The sequence below is a fragment of the Haladaptatus sp. genome (assembly GCF_049589095.1).
In the GTDB taxonomy this organism is placed as follows: Archaea; Halobacteriota; Halobacteria; order Halobacteriales; family Haladaptataceae; genus Haladaptatus.
Genome location: NZ_JBAWAC010000172.1, coordinates 1 through 2,840, shown reverse-complemented (window position 1 = coordinate 2,840; position 2,840 = coordinate 1). Strand labels below are relative to the sequence as shown.

Sequence of the window (2,840 nt, the reverse complement as noted above, 5' to 3'; positions counted from 1 at the left end):
GGCGTCGTCTCCAACGGCTCAGCCGTTCTCGGCCTCGGGGACATCGGTGCCCAAGCATCGAAGCCCGTCATGGAGGGGAAAGGCGTCCTCTTCAAGCGCTTCGCTGATATCGACGTCTTCGACGTGGAACTCGACGAATCGGACGTCGATGCGTTCGTTCGATGTGCCGCGGCGATGGAACCGACGTTCGGCGGCATCAACCTCGAAGACATCGCGGCCCCCGAATGTTTCGAGATCGAAACCCGCCTCAGGGAGAAAATGGATATCCCGGTCTTTCACGACGACCAGCACGGCACCGCCATCATCTCCGGTGCCGCGCTTCTGAACGCCGTCGAGATTACGGAGAAGACGCTCGATGGTCTCCGTATCGTCTTCTCCGGTGCCGGTGCGGCCGCCGTCTCGTGCGCGAAATTCTACGTCTCGCTCGGCGTCCCACACGAGAACATCGTGATGAGCGATATTGACGGAATCCTCTCCGAGGAGCGCGCGCAATCCGGTGATCTGAATCCGCATGCAGAACCGTTCGCCCGCGGCGTCGAAGGTGGCGAACTCGCGAGCGCGATGGAGGACGCAGACGTCTTCGTTGGGCTCTCCGTCGGTGGAGTCGTGAGCCAGGACATGGTGCGGTCGATGGCCGACGATCCGATCGTCTTCGCGATGGCGAACCCCGACCCCGAAATCGGATACGTGGAGGCCAAGAACGCCCGAGAGGATACCGTCATCATGGCAACGGGACGTTCGGACTACCCGAACATGGTGAATAACGTCCTCGGCTTTCCGTTCCTCTTCCGCGGTGCCCTCGACACCCGTGCGACGGAAATCAACGAGGAGATGAAGGTCGCAGCCGCGGAGGCACTCGCCGACCTCGCGAAGAAGGACGTCCCGGATCAGGTCCGGGACGCGTACGGCGACCAGCCGCTTCAGTTCGGTCCCGAGTACATCATCCCGAAGCCGCTCGATCCCCGCGTTCTCTTCGAAATTGCGCCCGCAGTCGCCGAGGCCGCGATGGACTCCGGCGTCGCCCGCACCGAGGTCGACCTCGGAGAGTACAAAGAGGGCCTCGAAGCCCGCCTCGGAAAGAGCCGCGAGATGATGCGCATCGTCCTGAACAAAGCCCAAACCGAGCCGAAGCGCGTCGCACTCGGCGACGGGGAGGACGAGAAGATGATTCGCGCCGCCGCCCAGATGGAGGAACAGGGAATCGCGGACCCCGTCCTCATCGGCGACGAACGACGGGTCGAAGCGACGATGATCGACCTCGGTCTCGACTTCGATCCGGAAGTCGTCGACCCCGAGGATGGCGGTCACGACGAGTACGCCGACAGGCTCTACGATCTCCGGAAACGAAAAGGTGTCACGCGCCGAGAAGCCACCGAACTCGTCCAACACGACCCCGATTACTTCGGCAGTGTCATGGTCGAGCAAGGTGATGCAGACGTCTTCCTCACGGGGCTCGCCCACCACTATCCGAGCGCGCTCCGCCCGCCGCTCGAAGTCGTCGGCACCGCCCCCGATACCGACTACGTGGCCGGTGTCTACATGCTCACGTTCAAGAACAGAGTGATCTTCTGCGCGGATGCGACCGTGAACCTCGATCCGAGCGCCGACGAACTCGCCGAGATAACCCGTCACGTCGCGGCGCTCGCCCGCCGTTTCGACGTGGAACCTCGCGCGGCGCTCCTCTCATACTCGGATTTCGGAAGCGTCCAGACAGCGGGGTCCGCGAAGCCCCGTGAGGCGGTGTCGATACTCCACGACGATCCGACCGTCGAGTTTCAGGTCGACGGCGAAATGCAGGCCGATACGGCAGTCGTCGACGGAATACTGGACGACACGTACGGATTCTCGGAACTCGACGGACCCGCGAACTGTCTCGTGTTCCCCAACCTCGAAGCGGGGAACATCGTCTACAAGCTCCTCCAGCGTCTCGGCGGTGCCGACGCCGTCGGACCGATTCTCGTCGGCATGGACGACCCCGTGCACATCCTGCAGCGCGGCGATGACGTCAAAGACATCGTCAACCTCGCCAGCGTCGCTATCGTCGAAGCCCAGGAAAACTAGCGAGAGGGACGGGTCTTCTCGGGATGATCATCCGGAAGGCCAGCGACGAGCGATTTGACGTACTCAGAGCACGCGAGTTTGAGATGGTACCCACCTGTTCGCATAAAACATCGAAGCCGACCGTATCTCTACCTGCGACGGTCACTCGTGTGGGGACACATTCATTTGACCTCGGCGAGTTGGATGTGACGGTCCAAGAGCACCTCGTAAGTCAGCGACAGGATGGGGTCAAGATCTTGGCGATGGACATGATAACGACGAGAAGTTCGAACGAAACGCGGCATCACGAGTTCAGTATTGAAGACCGGACTGACTTCGTCAACTCTGCAGAACATGTTCTACTCTCAGCGTGTCGAGACCGCGGTAACGGGAATAAACGTTACCTAATTCTGTGGGAATGTACCTTTTCGGCACGAAACCATTATCCAGTGGCCGCGAGACCTACGTGGTATGGGATTCTTCCAGGACGTACTGTGCATCACGGGCATCAGACACGACTACAGCGACGTACACGGCGGGATGAAGCGCTGTCGGAACTGCGGCAACGTCGAGGAGGCTGAGTAGTCCACAGAACGATCAAGACGACCATGCACGTGACGCCATCGTAATCCTAGTCACCGTCGTCGCCGCGCTCGCGGTCGTTGGTCTCGTCGGCGAAGAGGGACGCGTTATTCGGTTGGAACTCATCCCGCTCGTCTACTACGCCATCTTTACCGGCATACTAAGCTTACTGTTCGTCTACGTCCTCTTCCCAGGAGTGTTCTGATACAGTCGTTATA

1 protein-coding gene is annotated in these 2,840 nt (G+C 60.6%); it reads left to right on the top strand.

The genetic code is table 11. The features are described from left to right. The coding region (locus WBV42_RS05775; RefSeq protein WP_423985182.1) for an NADP-dependent malic enzyme at nt 1–2,061 on the top strand (2,061 nt) is incomplete at its 5' end. Between the last annotated feature and the right edge of the window lie 779 nt (nt 2,062–2,840).